The 14,595-nt window shown below is 43.1% G+C and carries 14 protein-coding genes and 1 pseudogene; 4 read left to right on the top strand and 11 right to left on the bottom strand.

Going from position 1 to position 14,595, the window contains the following annotated elements; genetic code table 11:
* Window positions 1-186: 186 nt before the first annotated feature.
* From AB4133_RS07110 to AB4133_RS07090, 5 genes are all read right to left on the bottom strand, one after another.
* A complete protein-coding gene (locus AB4133_RS07110) occupies window positions 187-636 on the bottom strand; it encodes a DUF3291 domain-containing protein (RefSeq protein ID WP_123301735.1) in 450 nt (149 codons plus the stop codon).
* A 63-nt stretch (window positions 637-699) separates the two neighbouring features.
* Window positions 700-981: a hypothetical protein gene (locus tag AB4133_RS07105; protein WP_017059577.1), complete on the bottom strand. Its 282-nt coding sequence runs from the start codon at window positions 979-981 to the stop codon at window positions 700-702.
* A gap of 194 nt (window positions 982-1,175) precedes the next feature.
* Window positions 1,176-1,580 (bottom strand): DUF1801 domain-containing protein, encoded by a 405-nt coding sequence (locus tag AB4133_RS07100; RefSeq protein WP_372224140.1) that lies wholly within the window; start codon window positions 1,578-1,580, stop codon window positions 1,176-1,178.
* A gap of 104 nt (window positions 1,581-1,684) precedes the next feature.
* On the bottom strand, window positions 1,685-2,137 hold the full coding sequence (locus tag AB4133_RS07095; RefSeq protein ID WP_372224139.1) for a hypothetical protein: 453 nt from the start codon (window positions 2,135-2,137) through the stop codon (window positions 1,685-1,687).
* A gap of 26 nt (window positions 2,138-2,163) precedes the next feature.
* Window positions 2,164-2,586, bottom strand: a complete 423-nt coding sequence (locus tag AB4133_RS07090) for a hypothetical protein (RefSeq protein ID WP_372224138.1) — start codon at window positions 2,584-2,586, stop codon at window positions 2,164-2,166.
* A 393-nt stretch (window positions 2,587-2,979) separates the two neighbouring features.
* Between AB4133_RS07090 and AB4133_RS07085 the strand changes: the two are divergent.
* Window positions 2,980-3,135, top strand: a pseudogene (locus tag AB4133_RS07085) (IS110 family transposase); the annotation flags it as partial.
* A 29-nt stretch (window positions 3,136-3,164) separates the two neighbouring features.
* Here AB4133_RS07085 and AB4133_RS07080 read toward each other — a convergent pair.
* The 5 genes from AB4133_RS07080 to artP form a co-directional block, all read right to left on the bottom strand.
* The gene (locus AB4133_RS07080) at window positions 3,165-5,006 is read right to left on the bottom strand and encodes an ATP-dependent endonuclease (protein WP_372224137.1); all 1,842 of its coding nucleotides are present in this window, start codon (window positions 5,004-5,006) and stop codon (window positions 3,165-3,167) included.
* A 323-nt stretch (window positions 5,007-5,329) separates the two neighbouring features.
* On the bottom strand, window positions 5,330-5,998 hold the full coding sequence (gene artM / locus AB4133_RS07075) for an arginine ABC transporter permease ArtM (RefSeq protein ID WP_048615841.1): 669 nt from the start codon (window positions 5,996-5,998) through the stop codon (window positions 5,330-5,332).
* Window positions 5,995-6,681 carry an arginine ABC transporter permease ArtQ gene (artQ, locus tag AB4133_RS07070; RefSeq protein WP_017061822.1) on the bottom strand — a complete coding sequence of 229 codons (687 nt, stop codon included), beginning with the start codon at window positions 6,679-6,681 and terminating at the stop codon, window positions 5,995-5,997. Before artQ ends, artM begins: the two co-directional genes overlap by 4 nt.
* Window positions 6,682-6,684: 3 nt before the next feature.
* On the bottom strand, window positions 6,685-7,416 hold the full coding sequence (locus AB4133_RS07065) for a lysine/arginine/ornithine ABC transporter substrate-binding protein (protein WP_004733839.1): 732 nt from the start codon (window positions 7,414-7,416) through the stop codon (window positions 6,685-6,687).
* Window positions 7,417-7,536: 120 nt separating this feature from the next.
* The gene (gene artP, locus AB4133_RS07060) at window positions 7,537-8,265 is read right to left on the bottom strand and encodes an arginine ABC transporter ATP-binding protein ArtP (RefSeq protein ID WP_032545343.1); all 729 of its coding nucleotides are present in this window, start codon (window positions 8,263-8,265) and stop codon (window positions 7,537-7,539) included.
* Window positions 8,266-8,821: 556 nt separating this feature from the next.
* Between artP and AB4133_RS07055 the strand changes: the two genes are divergently transcribed.
* Window positions 8,822-10,645, top strand: coding sequence for an ABC transporter ATP-binding protein/permease (locus AB4133_RS07055; RefSeq protein ID WP_372224136.1), 1,824 nt, complete (start codon window positions 8,822-8,824; stop codon window positions 10,643-10,645).
* A gap of 149 nt (window positions 10,646-10,794) precedes the next feature.
* Entirely contained in the window at window positions 10,795-11,259 is a 465-nt protein-coding gene (locus tag AB4133_RS07050) for an acyl-CoA thioesterase (protein WP_372224135.1), read from the top strand.
* A 187-nt stretch (window positions 11,260-11,446) separates the two neighbouring features.
* Here AB4133_RS07050 and AB4133_RS07045 read toward each other — a convergent pair whose 3' ends face one another.
* The gene (locus tag AB4133_RS07045; protein ID WP_017063916.1) at window positions 11,447-13,702 is read right to left on the bottom strand and encodes a peptidase U32 family protein; all 2,256 of its coding nucleotides are present in this window, start codon (window positions 13,700-13,702) and stop codon (window positions 11,447-11,449) included.
* 173 nt (window positions 13,703-13,875) lie between these two features.
* On the opposite strand from AB4133_RS07045, the gene AB4133_RS07040 reads away from it, so the two are divergent.
* Entirely contained in the window at window positions 13,876-14,466 is a 591-nt protein-coding gene (locus AB4133_RS07040; RefSeq protein WP_372224160.1) for a glutathione S-transferase, read from the top strand.
* Window positions 14,467-14,595 lie beyond the last annotated feature (129 nt).

Here is a 14,595-nt window from a genome sequence, read left to right as displayed (position 1 = left end):
ACTGGTAATGTAGCAAGCATTCGAAAACACGTTAAGAAGGTTTTGAAACGAGAGTTCCCTAGAAGCAATAAGGTTTGGGTGGAATACTATCAAGCTGTCGATGATCCATCCAACGTCAACAGCTCCCACACCCAACAGATGCCCCTGTTTTAGTTTCAATGGAACATAACGTTGGTTGGATGAACGCTACTTTGGCGCTTCTGACTCTGTAAAATTGGTTTTAAAAGTGAAGGCATACGGCGTATCACCGATTTCTCTGAGGTGTTCAAGTCGCTCTATCGCTTCTTCGAGTGTGGGAATACGGTCTTCTTCAATCCACCAAAGAACATAAGTATCTTCAGGTAAACGATGAAACCAATCCCCCTTTCGGCGCATAAAATCACGGTGGTGTGTGCGGAACATGAAGTTCTTTAACGAATCTACAGAGTCCCACACCGACATGTTCACAATCATATTAGGATCATCGAAAGCTTGGATATTGGTGGCGTCACCAGATTCATCTTTCAGACGCCAAACGAACCCTTCACTGCTTTCTGCGATTCCATTAACCAACTCTAAGTTATCGACAAACTCTTTGATTTCCGGCGCATCTAACGGATATTTCGCCAAAGCAATATTTAACTGAGCTAACTTCATAACATTTCTTCCTTGATAAATTATGAGTAAATTTTTCTAGCACGCCGACTGATTCTTATAAAACTAAAGAACAGCCACGCCTTCAACTTCAATCACTGAGTTCACATTAGCGCGCTCGATTATCTTGAGTAACGTCGTTTGAACTAACTCATTATCTCGGATTTCGGTTTCACAAGAAAAACGCTCTTCTTGAACACCATCGCCCTCACCCAGCATAAATTGAACCGCGACTTCCGTTGCGAGATCTTTGGTCGTCCCGTAATACGCTAACGTGATTTTTGGGTATCCGTGGTCGCCTTTTTTAACCTGCTTTGCGATACGTTTTTTGGCTTTATCTAAATTCATACAACTTCCTTTTAAGTTTGAAATACAAGGTGACTAGAACACCTTTTTAAACGGTAAGCAATACAATCAGCGTTGGTTATAGAGATTCCCTAGCCTCTTGATACTAATCAAGATGGTACAGTCTTAGCACTTTAAAGAGTGATAGCTAGAACACAGAAAACCTGTTTAAGAAATATAATGACAACATATAAGAACTACGCGCCAAGAAGTGGGAGATGTTTTCGTTGCTGATAAGTTAAGGCTAACTCCAAGCACTGCTTGATTGGTGCCTTGGGAAGTGGTTCAGTCAGTTTCAAGACGATTGCACGATTACCTTGAAATACCAATGTGCCATCGTGCAATTCTCTGAATGTGTCGATTAGCTTCGTTTGGCAGTTAAAGAACAAGTAATAGTTGTTTGGCGATCTTAATTTCCAATCGATTCGAATTGGACTGCCCGTCTTAACGCTGTAACTCGGCTCGCCCCATTTCAGAGACTCTTCGACTTCACCTAAATCCAAATCAGAGCAAAGCTCAAAGATTAATGAACGCAACTCTTCAAGCCGAGCTCGAACATCATCGGGATACTCGTCGAAATGTGTTTTGATTGCTTGGTCCATTCAACCTCCGATCCACTTGTTGAGATATTAAAATGCAGCTCACTTAAAGCATACAGCCTTAAAAATTAGTCCAACTCAAAACGAAAAGTGCCAAGCCTCGTAAATCACTTTTGCGTTATCTGTTCGTTAGCGGTTTTCAACGCCAGCTTTAAACCGTCCGTATCCTTACAACCAATGTAAACATGCTTTCCATTGTTTAGCCTTAACTTCAGCGCTGAACCTATCGATGCATTATACAACCAGCCATCGCTCAGCATTCGGATACCAATACCTTGATACCACTTGCTTTGATAGAACGATGTCTCTGTAATGTCTGACACTTCTACATTCTTACGCCAAAAGCCAAAGCCGAAATACCAACTTAGTACATTGTCTTTGACCTCAATGGTCATAGAGAAAAAGAGCAAAGCAATTAAACCGTTGATGGCGTGAGCGATTAATGTCCCGGGGTTATTATCAGAGGTAACGACAATGAAAGCACTTATCGCAACAAGGATGAGCAGCAATCCCTTGTTGGATTCCTTACTATAAAACACAGTGGCAACTCCTATAGACAACGAACAACCCACTAACTAGCCAACAGTTATCTTACTGCAGCCTTTCTAAATAATCGTAGCAAGTAATGCAGGCATACTCCCACAACCAAACCTAGTAGCATCGCCTTGATACTACCAACCCAAAGTATCAAGCCAGAATAACCTTGTCCCGGACCTAAGCCTTGTTTATTAATCACATCGACAAACATAAAACCGTTCCACAGCACATGCAGTGAGGCTGTAAATCCATGCACACAAATTGCGATGGTTCCAAGTAACTTGTACTTGTTAATAACTGGTGCGCCACAAAAAATGACAACAAGCGCAAATGTAAAAATCAGAGGGCCAGACAGTACTAAAGTGAGTGTGATTACTTCAACGTGGCTCTCTATGCCATAACTGTATGTACAAAATACCATTGTCATTGAAAACAAAAGCGAAATGAGTGCGAACCATAGCGTTCTATTCATTGGGGTTCCCTGCCTTAATAGTGGGTTTAGGACAAATTCGATAATCGACAGGAAGAACTAATTACCAAAAATACGGCATGAGAAATGCCCTTGTTACTCTACTATTCGATGGACGACTCAGACTTTCATAGACCCAATGTAACGGAAGACTTAGAACACAAGCTAGGCTCTATAAATGCGGGAGCAGAAACTTCTACGCTCTTATTGACAGAGGGGGTCATATCAACGAATGACATGGATTCCCCCTCCCGAGGATCTGCCACACTTATGTGGTACTTAAATGCATCGGAGGCACCATGTCTGATTATTCTTATTTCTGCGGTATCGACCTAGCTAAAAACCACATCAGTCTTCATGCCGTAGACCAAAATGGTAAGGTCATATTTATAAGACAGTAACCCCGTATTCAAAGCAACTTATGCTCGACTTGTAGCTGCCGGAAAGCCTAAGAAAGTCGCAATAATCGCGTGTGTTCGAAAGATGGTTGTGACTCTTAACTCTATGCTGAGAGATGGCGCCATGTGGGATGAAAATACAGCCAAAAATTAATCATTGACGCCATCGTCGTTTGTTAAGCCTCAATCAGCTAGTACAGATACTATCGAGTGTATCTCCAAAAATTCATCAATCTCACCAGTAGAGAAAGTAGACCTTAGTTCTTCAAATGTTAGCGATTCAAATAACTTACTTGCTATTTTTTTGCCACCTAGGGCTCCTGCTAAACTATTAGATTTTGATAATGCCTTAACATCACACCAATCGGTGAAAGTTAAATTTGCCCCCGGAACTAAACGTTCAATCCCATCTAAAGACATATAGTTTTCGATTTCTCTTTTCTTCGAAACCATAAAGTTATCACCTTCAACGAACCCATACTCTACTAATTTTTCAGCATTTGGGGATACTTCCTCTTCTGAAGTTTTGTCCGAGTCTAAGAAAATGAAAAATGGTTTATTTAAAGTTTGTAATAAATCTAGCGTTACCCAGTGCTTGATACTACCGCAACCACCTACAGGAATAGTAACAACCCCTAGATCTACAAAGTTTTGTTCAATTAAATCATTATCTTTATACGTATTGGCTAGGTGGTTAAAGGCAACACAATCGTCTATACCTTCAACAAGGAGAAAGCACTTCGAGTTGTCGAACAATGAAATAAATTGGTTGTCGATTGTTATTCCAAGATCATTTGCAATATCGGAATGATCATTCACATCTGAATCACATTTATATAAGCCAGCTTCTTTATAAACCCTGTGCAAATCAGATTTTTGTGTTTTAGAAACGATTACTGGTGAGTGAGTTGTCAGAAAAACTTGATACCCCGCGACGGAAATATCATTTAGCTTTTCAAACAGGTTTTCCTGAGCAGACGGATGAAGAAATGTTTCAGGCTCTTCAAAAGCGAATATAATGTTCTGAATCTCACCAGATTTTTGCTCAGCAAGATACTCAAAATAAGCCATCATTGTAATTCTTCTGAAGCCATCACCTCTTGCAGACAGAGGCACTGAACCGTTTCCATTGTCACTGTCAAAAGAGGTTGTAATTAATTTGCTCCAATCAAATTCAACTTTTGCTTGAACCTGTTCACTTTCAGGGACTACAGCATTAATTTTACTTGTAATAGCTGACAGAACCGTTTGTAAATGCCCTCTTACAGTTTCTTCAAGTAATTCAGTGTCTACCTGCTCCTGAATTACTTGAAACGCCATATCTTTAAAATATTTCTGTATCGTCGAATCACTTTCTGACAAAGGAGCATCAGCTAAAAAGTATTCAAACCTAGGCAAGCATAATTTGACGGCACTCTCTGTCTTTTTTAGACGAGACGTACCTGAAGTTGGTAGTTTCTCTGCTATATATGAAGACTCATCCCCGCGTTCAATAAAGAACTCTCGAAGTCTATTCCTTTTCTCCGCATTATTATGTTCTTCACCTGTATCTGGGTTTGTCATTAAACCAGGTTCGGCTTCTAGCCCATTATCCTGACAAAGCTTTATAAGTTTCGCTTCAGTAAGCGAAAAGAAGTCTAAGTCACCAAATGAGAGCCTTTCTATAAAATATTCAGGAGAAATTTTACCTGTTTTCGTTCCATCCCACTTTTTAGTTAGGTGTAAATAGCCATCACTATCAACCAAGCCTTCAGCTTCAAAAGTAGTCGTGGTATTTTCATCAATAACAATAGATGTATAATTTGGAGAGAAATAGAGTTCAATAACAGAGAACTGATCTGTCGTATTATTTAAGTATTCAGCTTGATATTGCCTTCCGTTTATAAAGAGATCTAAAGCTCTCAATACAGTTGACTTACCTGCATCATTCTTACCAACAATGACATTAAAATCTTTTGCCGGTATTTCGACCCGCTCACTGATACCTTTGAAGCCACTAATTGCTATTTTTTCTAATTTTATCATTACTTACTAACTCCAACTGATGAGGCTTAACAGCTATTAGACCGAAAAACCCCGCATTTAAATATAGAATTATTCAATCTAGTTTCATATGCATGGCACTCTAGCACAATTAATTTCGTTATTTCAGTGACTTAAAGCATAGATAGGCACATCGAATAACAAAATATAGAATATTTCTATATAGTATGAATTTCGTAAAAACCCCGACCAACTGGATATAAACACAGTCCCCTTACACATGCCCCAAAACACAAAAAAGCCTGCCATCTATGCGAACATAAATGGCAGGCTTTATACGTTAATTAAACTTGTGAGTGGCTAGCTTACGCCGCTTCGAATGCGAGGGCTTTCTTCTCTACCTGACGGAAGATCAGCGTTAGTATGCCGTTTACTGCTAAGTAGAATGCGCCGGCGATACCAAACACAGTAAGTGTGTCGTAGGTTTGGCCGTTGATACGCTGAGCGTAGCCCATCAAGTCCATGATGGTGATGGTGCTTGCCAGTGACGTGCCTTTGAAGACTAGAATCACTTCGTTCGAGTAAGCTGGAACAGCGCGGCGCAGTGCGTATGGCAGTAACACTTTAAGCGTTGCTACTTTGTCCATGCCTAGTGCACGACATGCTTCCCACTGCCCTGCTGGAATTGCGTTGAATGCGCCTCTGAACAGTAGCGTGCTGTATGCAGCGGTGTTCAAAGCTAATGCTAACATTGCACAGAACCAAGGTTGGCTTAACCATGTCCACATGAAGCTTTCACGAATCCAATCGAACTGACCCGGGCCGTAATACACCAAGAAGATTTGAACCAACAATGGTGTGCCAGTGAACAGCGTGATGATGCCACGAGTGAACCAGTGAATCGCCGGTATTCTTAGAATTAGCGTTACCGTCATCAGCAGTGACAAGATACAACCAACAAGCAATGAAGCGCCTGTGAGTTGAAGACTGGTCACTAAGCCTTCAAGCATTTGAGAGAGGTATTGTTGATTCATGCCATTGCCCCTTTGTTACCCAAACCTTGAATAGAGAACTTACCATCAATCACTTTTACCAATCTTTGTGTGATTAAAGTGATGACCAAGTAGATTGCTGCTGCTGTCGCGTACCAAGTAAATGCTTCGTGCGTTGCCGCTGATGTTAGTTGTGCTTGTTTCAACAAATCTGTTACGCCAATTAGCGAAACTAATGCAGTGTCTTTCAGTAACACTAACCATTGGTTGGTTAACCCTGGTAGTGCGTGTCTTACCGCTTGAGGTAACACGATACGAAAGAATGCACGAGACTGAGAAATACCAAGTGCGCTTGCTGCTTCTCTCTGCCCTTTGCTTACTGCTTTCAAAGCACCACGCAAGGTTTGTGACGCGTAAGAAGCAAAGATAAGTGACAGTGCAACAACACCAGATAAGAACGGGCTCACTTCGATGAAGTCGCCAGTGATCATGAACAGAACTTGTGTCGAACCAAAGTAGATAAACAGTACGACCAGAATTTCTGGTAAACCACGAACAATCGTCACAAATGCAGTCGTTGGCCATTTGATTGCAATACGGCGAGACATCTCACCACTTGCAAACAAAACTGCTAGAACCAATCCAACCAATAGGCTTACGAATGCAAGCTGAACTGTCATCCAGCTTGCTTCGACGAGCCCTAAAGAGTAACCCGTTAATTCCATAAATTACTTACCGAAGTACTTGTTGAAGATCTTGTCGTATTCGCCGTTCGCTTTCACTGCTGCAAGTGCAACGTTAAGCTGGTCTACAAGTTCTTGGTTGCTCTTGTTTACTGCGATACCAAAGCCGTTACCGAAGTACTCTTGGTTTGTTACTTGGTCGCCTACGTACGTTAGGTTGTCTTCTTTCTTGAACCATTCTGCTACAACGGCTGTGTCACCGAATACAGAATCGATACGACCGTTCTTCATGTCGATGAATGCATCTTGGTAGCTTGAGTAAGGTACCGCTGTTACGCCAGTCATTTGCTCAAGTAGGAAGCTCTGGTGAGTAGAACCGTTTTGAACGCCAACACGCTTACCTTCTAGTGCTGCTTGGTCTGCTACTTTGCCTTCGAAAGAAATGAATGCTGCAGAGTTATCGTAGTATGCGTTAGAGAAGTTCACTTGTTTAAGACGCGCTTCTGTGATGTCCATTGCCGAGATAGCCGCATCGTAACGTTTGAATTTAAGTGCAGGGATCAAGCTATCGAATGCTTGGTTGTGGAAAGTACACGTTGCTTTCAGCTCTTCACAAAGTGCGTTTGCTAAGTCTACGTCAAAACCCTGAATTTGGTTGTTCTCATCCATGTATTCGAATGGTGCGTACGTTGCTTCCATCGCGAATTTGATTTCTTCTTGAGCTGCTGCGTTAAAAGAAGCAAGGCCGATAAGTGAAGCTAGTAGAATCTTTTTCATTTTGTTACTCCGAATACTGTGTAATAGCGGCCTGTGGCCATTCTTATAATTTGATTGTTTTAATTGATGTTGTGTTTAGCTAGATCTAGTGAGTCAACTTTCTTTTAATAAGTGACTTACTTAATGAGTCAGATACTCGGCAAACTCAGGTGTCTGCGGATTAACGAATGAATCGCTGGTGCCGTGTTCAACGATGTACCCTTTCTCTAGGTACAGAACGTGGCTAGCAATCTTCTTCGCGAAATCGACTTCGTGCGTCACGACCACTTGGGTAATGCCCGTTCCGCTCAATTCTTTAATAATGCTCACGACTTGGTTGGTGATCTCAGGATCAAGCGCCGCTGTTGGTTCATCAAACAACAACACATCCGGTTTCATCATCAGCGCACGTGCAATCGCAACACGCTGTTGTTGACCGCCAGACAGTTGAAGTGGCCAAGCGTCTGCTTTGTCGGCAAGTTGAAGTGTCTTTAGGACTTCTTGCGCTTGCTTAATCGCTTCTTGCTTATCCAAACCCGCCACTTTGGTTGGTGCTTCAATCAAGTTTTCCATCACCGTCATGTGTGGCCATAAGTTGTATTGCTGGAACACCATGCCGACTTTACGACGAAGTTTAAGCCCCTGCTTCTCTTGGATTTGGCTTGAAAAATCGAATTGCTCATTCGCAATGTCTAATTCGCCGTTGTCCGCGATTTCAAGCAGGTTCAATACACGCAGTAATGAACTCTTGCCCGCGCCGCTTGGGCCAAGCAATACCAAGGTTTCGCCACTCTCACAGTCGAAACTGATGTCGTGAAGAACTTGGGTATCACCGTATGATTTGTTGATGCTCTTTACTTGAATACTCATGCCACAATACTGCATTAATTGTCATTTGTTGGTTATTCTATTCAATCCGAGGTTTTATGCAAGAAAAATGTATAAAAAACTACTTTGTTGAATTTTTGTAACAAATATTGCACAAAAATCAGTCGCTATAACTGGTCTTACAACCAAAATTTGCAAGTCATTGATAAAGTTAATATCGAGACAAAAAGCAAACGTTTTGCTATCAATTTATAAATCATTGCACGGTTGCTCGTTTATGTGTGCACTCTCCTATCACCGCTAATTTACTTGCATAAAAATTAGGGTTAAATAGCTTAGTTTCCTATCCAACTGACTGGATCAAAATGCTTAGTTTTCCTTTAAGGTCGTTTCGAATTATTCACTTAGTGTTGATGAAATATTGGAAATTGAGTTTCCTAGGGAGCGTCACAGCGCAATAAATGCTTTAATGGGTTCGATTCTCAACAACAATTACTGCCCAGCGAACAACGCGCAGTACAGGCAATAAGTCATAAAGCAATTAGCCATAAGCAACAAGCCATCTATTTTTAAAGCGACAACACATTAAGGCAGTCATATGCAAAACGATGTCTCTTCTACGCTCGACTCAAACCAGCGACAGACTCAAAAGAATCCCGATGCCAAACCTGAGAAAAAAAGCCTCAGTATTTTGTTTGAGCTGATTAAATTCATTCAGCCTTATAAAGGTCGTGTTATTGCGGCGTTGATCGCGTTGATCTTCACAGCGAGCTTAACCCTTTCAGTCGGACACGGTATTCGTCTTCTTATCGACCAAGGCTTCAGCCAACAATCGTTGTCAGACTTAGGCAGCGCGATTCAATTCATCATGGTGGTGGTCGTGCTGATCTCGATTGGCACCTTCTTCCGCTTCTATTTGGTCTCTTCTGTTGGTGAGCGAGTAAGTGCGGATATACGCCTGTCGGTTTTCAATCACGTGGTGACGCTGCACCCGAGTTACTTTGAAACCAATGGCAGTGGCGACATCATGTCGCGAATCACCACGGATACTACTCTGCTTCAAAGCATCATAGGTTCATCGTTCTCTATGGCGATGCGCAGCGCGTTGATGTGTATTGGTGCAATCATCATGCTGTTTGCGACCAATATTAAGCTGACGTTGATTGTATTGGCCTCGGTGCCATTTATCTTGATTCCGATCCTTGTTTATGGGCGCCGTGTAAGAGCCCTATCTCGCCAAAGCCAAGATTCCATGTCTGATGTGGGTTCTTACGCAGGTGAGGCAATTGAGCACATTAAAACGGTGCAAAGCTACAGCCGAGAAGAGCAAGAGAAAGCATCATTCGCGGTAGAAGTGGAAAAGGCGTATGAGATTGGTCGCCAGCGTGTAAAACAGCGCGCGATTCTTATTTCTGGCGTTATCGTGATTGTATTTAGTGCTATTGCAGGCATGCTTTGGGTTGGCGGCAGTGATGTTATCAACGGCACTATGTCGGCTGGTGACTTAGCGGCGTTTGTGTTCTACGCAATTATGGTTGCTTCATCGTTAGGTACGATTTCTGAAGTGATGGGTGAACTGCAACGCGCGGCAGGTGCGACCGAGCGATTAATCGAGATCCTACAAGTTGAAAGCCATATTGTTGCGCCAGTTGCGAATCCAACTTCGCTTGCTAACGTAACGCCAGAAGTTGCATTTGATAATGTGACCTTCTGTTATCCATCAAGACCGGACCAACCCGCAACAAGCACCCTCACGCTTACTGCCCATGAAGGCAAAGTGTTGGCACTGGTTGGCCCGTCTGGCGCAGGTAAAACTACCCTGTTCGAACTGCTGCAACGTTTCTACGACCCACAAGTGGGTAAGGTCACCTTAGGCGGTGTTGAACTGAATCAGTTTGATCCTAACGAGCTAAGAAAGCAGATGGCATTGGTACCGCAACAACCTACTCTGTTCAGTAACGATGTGTTCCATAACATTCGCTACGGCAACCCGCAGGCAACAGACGAGCAAGTGATCGAAGCGGCGAAGAAAGCGCACGCACACGAGTTCATTCAAAACCTACCTGATGGCTACAACAGCTTTCTTGGTGAACGTGGTGTAAGGCTTTCTGGTGGGCAGAGACAACGTATTGCCATCGCACGTGCCATCTTGAAAGATCCAAATATTCTATTGTTGGATGAAGCAACCAGCGCACTAGACAGTGAAAGTGAGCATCACGTACAACAAGCGTTAGAAGAGTTAATGCGTGGCAGAACGACGATCATTATCGCCCATCGATTATCAACAATTAAACACGCCGACCAAATTGCGGTGCTCGATAAAGGACAACTAGTAGACATCGGCGACCACCAGTCTCTCATCAATAGCTGCGAATTGTACCAACGCTTGGTTGAGCTGCAATTCAAACACCTTAGTGCCTAACTATTGAGTGGATGTGCAACTAAGTCACTGACATTGTGTGGTTTCAAGCTTCAAAAACTTAAATCACGCGTGTTGCAGTTTTGTTAATTTAGCGGTAGGGTTTTTATTCCAATAACAACTTATCCCTACATAACAATAAGAGAGTTCGCATGGAAGCACTATTATCTGACTACCCGGTAGTAACAGAAATCCCTGTCGCTTGGGGAGAAATGGACGCACTCAATCACGTTAACAACGCTGTATATTTTCGCTATTTCGAAACCGCTCGCTTAGATTTTTTCAAGCACGTCGAGCTGATGGAAGAGATGGCGATTACCAAAGTTGGTCCTGTTCTTGGTGACACTTACTGTAAGTATTTCCGCCCAGTCACGTATCCAGATACCTTGATGGTCGCCTCACGTGTTACCGATATTCAAGATGACCGATTCACCATGGAATACGCGATTGTCAGTAAGGCTCAACAGAAACTGACGACCGTTGGCACTGCGACTATCGTGATGTTTGATTTTGCTTCGAACCAGAAAGCCCTGCTCTCGCTGCGCTTAACCAATGAAATCGAAAAGATGAACACGTTGAAAAGCCCATGCTTCAAACAAGAAGCCGTGACAGAATAACGTATTCGTTGGTTGAGAAAGATTCAGAAAGTTTCAGACATTAAAAAGGCCACTCGATTGAGTGGCCTTTTGTTTATTGGTTCAGAGTGCTTATAAGCGGTTGAGCGTTATAAACCTTGAACGCTCTTTGCGTTAGAAGCTATAAGCCTTACAGCCCATAGACATTGAACCCTATAAACCTTGTACGCTATAGACCTTGCACGTACTGAGCATTAGTTCGAACTTCAACCATCTGCTCTAGGTTCTGTTGTGAACCTTCAACGCCGTTCAGTAGCGCTTCGAAATGCTTGATAAGCTCAACTTTGTCTTTCACTTCTTTAGAACCTGCACCGATGTTGGTTAGGTCAATGAAGAACTCGTCGAACAGACCAGAGAAGTCAGTTACTGCGTCGTGGTTCAAGAACTGCTCGTGGTTGTAAATGCTTGGGTAGCCACCCTTCTGTTTATCAACCGCAAAAGAGATGCCTTTCACGTTGGTAATCGTGGTCGCTTTCTCACACTTCAACATACAACCTGCTTCGATGCTTGGCTTGTTACAACCCACGGTTCTTTGGAAGAAACACTGACGGCTGGTCATCATCAAGATTGGGTGGTAAATGCTGTAGAACAGTTTGAAGTTCTCTGGGCGACGAATATGACGAATCTGACCTTTGTTGATCTCGTTCGAAATGAATGCGCCTGCACAGTTCAGCTCTTCTTTCAGAGTAACCAGTGCGTGAGAGTTGGTCGTGTTCATGAACGGGCCTGCAACCCACTCAATACCCATCTCGTAAGCTTTGTAAGCAATACCCGTGTTGTTGGTTACGATGCGAGCTGGCTTGATCTCTTCAAGAATACGAACCGCTTCGTCGTAATCTTTACCGATCAATACGGCTGGGAACCAAGGAATCAAACGTGGGTTTGCTGCCAAGATGTCGATGTACTTGTTACAACGCTTCTTGAAGCTTTCTGGAAGTTTGAAGTAAACATCCGCGTCAGTCACGTCACACAGGTGTAAGTCTTCTACATCGGCGATAAGCATCGACATAGTCGGCTTCTCGTTCACTTTAGGGTGCTGAGGCAGTGCTGGCACTTCAACGTGCTTAATCACTTCCACAGAGCCGTTCAGAATGAAGTCGATCTCGTCTTTTAGGTCTGAAACTTCTTTTAGAGGAATCAACAAGCCTGCATCCACTTCACTGAAGTCGTGGCTTTCTAGCGTGTGAACTGCACTCTTCACGTTTTTGAAGCGCTTCTCAAGTAGCTCTTGAGTAATCGCCTTCTCTTCAACCGCCTTCAATAGCGATTTAGATTGAAGAGTAAAGTTCTCTTTTGGCGTGTTCACAGTCACCGTAAATGGTTGACCCACTTTTGCGCTGAACGACAGTGCTACTGGTGTCTTGCGAATATCAAGGAACTCGATCTTGTCACGCATTTCGTTACCAAGAACGTCTTTCGCTTGGTGAAGTTCGTTGGTCACTTCTTGAATCTGTACAACTGAGATTTCGTTGTTCTGCTCCGTCGCTTTTTCAACAGCGTAGTTCATGCTGTTGTCGCGCGGGTTATCGATGAACATGTCTTTCGTTAGGTTGCCCTTTAGGAAAGAGTTGGTGAAATCACGGTTGAATACTTTGTGCAGGTTCGAATCGTCTTCGATCAACAAACCACTTTCTACAAAGCTATCAATCTGTTTACGCCATGTGTCTACCACAGTGTAAACGTAGTGTGCGCCTTTAATACGGCCTTCTACTTTCAATGAGTCGACTTTCGCATCAACCAATTCAGGTAGGTCGTAGTAAGCTGAGTTATCTTTCAGGTTAAGTGGGAACTTGTTGCCCGCGTTGGTGATTTCGTACTCATCACGACACGCTTGGCTACAACGACCACGGTTACCTGAGTTACCCACACTTACTGAGCTTGAGTAACATTGACCAGAGAATGCGATACACAGAGCGCCGTGTACGAACACTTCGGTTAATACGTCGTGATCGTGTGCCACTTCCGTCAGCATCTTGATTTCAGGCAGGTTCAACTCACGAGACAAGTTAACGCGCGTCGCGCCAATCTTAGACAAGAACTTAATCTGACCTTCGTTGTGCGTAGTTAACTGAGTCGACGCGTGAACGTCTAACGATGGGAAATGCTTCTTAACCAGGTTGAATAAACCCAAGTCTTGAACAATGATGCCGTCCACTTTGGTGTTCACAAGCTGGTTCAGCAGTTTGGTGATGCTCTTAGTCTCGTGCTCCAGTAGCACAACGTTAAGAGTCAGGAACACTTCACAGCCGTATTCATGAGCAAGGCGAATCACACCATTCAATTCGTCTAACGACAGGTTAGAGGCTCTGTTACGAGCGTTGAATGTGTCTAAACCACAATAAACTGCATTAGCACCCGCTACGATGGCGGCTTTTATCGCTTCTACATCGCCACCTGGGGCTAATAACTCAATTTTTCTGCTCATTTTTGAAGTCGCTCACTTACTTATAATTTTTAAGCCGCGTATTCTACCCACATCACGATCTCTTTACCACCGTACAACACTTTTCAAACTAAATGACCTCAATAATGCCGAACGAATCCGATCTACCTATCCTTTATTCTTTACGCCGTTGCCCTTATGCAATGCGCGGACGAATGGGCATCGCACTATCACAGCAAAAAGTGTTACTTCGAGAAATCGTTACCAAAGACAAGCCTAGCGAACTATTGGCCAGTTCGCCAAAAGGAACAGTGCCTGTATTGGTGTTACCCAATGGACAAGTCATTGAACAGAGCTTGGATGTGATGAACTGGTCACTTCAACAAAACGATCCTCAAGATCTTCTGCGTTCAAGCAATCCAACGCTTAGCGAACAAGTTCAGCAGCTCATTAAAACCAACGATGAAGATTTTATTGGCCACTTAGAAAAGTATCGCGCGTCGGTTCGTTATCGAAACATCGATGTTGAACAACGTCGACAAGCCTGCGAAGCGTTCATTAATCAATTAGAAGTGCTACTCACCGATCAGCCCTACTTTTTTGGAGTAACCCCAAGCTTGGCCGATTTTGCGGTGATGCCTTTCGTCAGTCAGTTTGTGCGGGTCGAAAAGAAGTGGTTTGTGAAATCGGAATATCAAAACGTAGGACGTTGGTTAAGAGCGCACCTTGAAAGTAAGCTCTACACCCAAGTCATGAAGCAATACCCTTTGTGGAATGAAACCAAGCAAGATTGTCTTTTTGGATAACTTAAGAGAATTTTGGGTGACTTAAGGGTATCTAGGGTGATCTAGGGGAATTCTGGAATAGATAATTCCTAGGTATTAAAGTAGTTACGTGACACTGTATCTTCTTTGTAAAGAACAGATATTCAAAGG

Origin of the sequence: Vibrio sp. 10N.286.52.F8 (assembly GCF_041468745.1) — a bacterium.
GTDB classification, from domain to species: Bacteria; Pseudomonadota; Gammaproteobacteria; order Enterobacterales; family Vibrionaceae; genus Vibrio; species Vibrio crassostreae_C.
Note: the sequence above shows the minus strand (reverse complement) of the source record. Positions and strands in the feature narration are given on the sequence as shown.

What these genes read in the sequence shown, in the direction of transcription:
- artQ (WP_017061822.1), bottom strand. Translation starts at nt 6,681, where the DNA reads ATGGAATTAACGGGTTACTCTTTAGGGCTCGTCGAAGCAAGCTGGATG.
- AB4133_RS07045 (WP_017063916.1), bottom strand. Translation starts at nt 13,702, where the DNA reads ATGAGCAGAAAAATTGAGTTATTAGCCCCAGGTGGCGATGTAGAAGCG.
- AB4133_RS07050 (WP_372224135.1), top strand. Translation starts at nt 10,795, where the DNA reads ATGGAAGCACTATTATCTGACTACCCGGTAGTAACAGAAATCCCTGTC.
- AB4133_RS07040 (WP_372224160.1), top strand. Translation starts at nt 13,876, where the DNA reads ATGGGCATCGCACTATCACAGCAAAAAGTGTTACTTCGAGAAATCGTT.
- artP (WP_032545343.1), bottom strand. Translation starts at nt 8,265, where the DNA reads ATGAGTATTCAAGTAAAGAGCATCAACAAATCATACGGTGATACCCAA.
- AB4133_RS07100 (WP_372224140.1), bottom strand. Translation starts at nt 1,580, where the DNA reads ATGGACCAAGCAATCAAAACACATTTCGACGAGTATCCCGATGATGTT.
- AB4133_RS07065 (WP_004733839.1), bottom strand. Translation starts at nt 7,416, where the DNA reads ATGAAAAAGATTCTACTAGCTTCACTTATCGGCCTTGCTTCTTTTAAC.
- AB4133_RS07110 (WP_123301735.1), bottom strand. Translation starts at nt 636, where the DNA reads ATGAAGTTAGCTCAGTTAAATATTGCTTTGGCGAAATATCCGTTAGAT.
- AB4133_RS07090 (WP_372224138.1), bottom strand. Translation starts at nt 2,586, where the DNA reads ATGAATAGAACGCTATGGTTCGCACTCATTTCGCTTTTGTTTTCAATG.
- AB4133_RS07055 (WP_372224136.1), top strand. Translation starts at nt 8,822, where the DNA reads ATGCAAAACGATGTCTCTTCTACGCTCGACTCAAACCAGCGACAGACT.
- artM (WP_048615841.1), bottom strand. Translation starts at nt 5,998, where the DNA reads ATGAATCAACAATACCTCTCTCAAATGCTTGAAGGCTTAGTGACCAGT.
- AB4133_RS07080 (WP_372224137.1), bottom strand. Translation starts at nt 5,006, where the DNA reads ATGATAAAATTAGAAAAAATAGCAATTAGTGGCTTCAAAGGTATCAGT.
- AB4133_RS07105 (WP_017059577.1), bottom strand. Translation starts at nt 981, where the DNA reads ATGAATTTAGATAAAGCCAAAAAACGTATCGCAAAGCAGGTTAAAAAA.